The following is a 1,337-nucleotide window of genomic DNA, read 5'->3' as shown; positions in this document are numbered from 1 at the left end:
CAATAGTCCGTACAAAAATAGTCAAGTAGATTGTGTTTTATGTATTCATAGTCCCCAATTGAATGACTTCCTGAATATCTGGCAAATTGATATCTAAAATTAAATCCAAGTCAGCATTTTGTTTGAGTTTATCCAAAAGCAAGTGAGTAAATTTGGTATTATAAGCCTCCCTTCGCAATGAATTAATTGACTGATTAGAATCTGCTTGTTTTTGCCAGAGCCTGGCTAAATTAAGAGCTGTCATACTCATATTAAAATGGAAATCAAGCTTGTGTTGATCTCTTGCCTGGCAATGATTTAATCCCATAAGTTGCTTGGCATCCCTGAATAAAAACTCAATTTGAAACCTGAGCTGATAAAAAAAGACCATTTGCCGAGCAGAAATATTGACATCTGTAGAAGCTAACACCACATACTTTTTTGTTTTGGTGTGATAGAGCATCACTACCCGAAAGTTTCTTTTAAAGTATGGTGAGTTAAGCACCTGAGTGTAGATATGCAGGTGAGGGTATTTTTTATCCCTGCCTACACCTACCCATTTGTCCAGTTGGATATTTTTCCAATTCACCTTGCCATCATACTTTTTATTGCCGTGAGCCTGCTCTTTTTCATCCAAAAGGTAGCGTAAATTCGCATCCGGACGAAATTTAGTAATCAGGTGTTTGTTCATTTTTGTCAAGCAATGCATAAACTTCTTTTTGGCATAATAACCATCAGCCACCAGATATTCCACATTTTGTAGTTGTGGAAGCAAATCACTCACCTGCTCAGCATAAAAATCCATCCGGGTATATTCATCCGGCTTGCCTTCTTTAGAAGATAAGTTAGCTGGGGTTTGGGTAATGTCCAATGACCAAGCCTGACCATTAGAGGTGTCTATCAATGAAAATAAGCTTACCTCCAGCCCCTTCTTGTTACAAGATTCTACTCCAGACCAAAAGTTATCTTTGCCAAAAGTAGAGGTTCCTGATTTGGATATAAAGCTACAGTCGACTGCCCCTATAATGGTGTCCTTGGGCTTTATTTCGGCTTCATTAAAATGTATGATTGCCAGGTTAAGCTCTACCCAATCCACATACATGCTAAAATTCCGGCGAAAGGTTAACTCGTTCAGTTTGCTGTAACGGGACATATTGATAAAGTTTAACCTGCCTTGAACACAGAAGACTAAATTCAGCAACTCCAAAAGAAAATTGGCTTGCCATTTATGTTTTAAACAAATTTTTGGTAATATTTGACTGAGTATTCTATGGATACTTTGCATGGGTCGTTTGGTTTTTTTCGCAATTAACTTTTACGACCCTTTTGCATTTTTGTTAAAACTGTACGGACTATTG

General features: G+C 37.5%; 1 protein-coding gene. It reads right to left on the bottom strand.

The genetic code is table 11. The features are described from left to right. Positions 1–37 precede the first annotated feature (37 nt). Positions 38–1,132, bottom strand: coding sequence for a transposase (locus Q0954_RS33915; RefSeq protein ID WP_299466519.1), 1,095 nt, complete (start codon positions 1,130–1,132; stop codon positions 38–40). Between the last annotated feature and the right edge of the window lie 205 nt (positions 1,133–1,337).

Source organism: uncultured Microscilla sp., from assembly GCF_947493425.1.
Taxonomy (GTDB): Bacteria; Bacteroidota; Bacteroidia; order Cytophagales; family Microscillaceae; genus Microscilla.
Note: the sequence above shows the minus strand (reverse complement) of the source record. Positions and strands in the feature narration are given on the sequence as shown.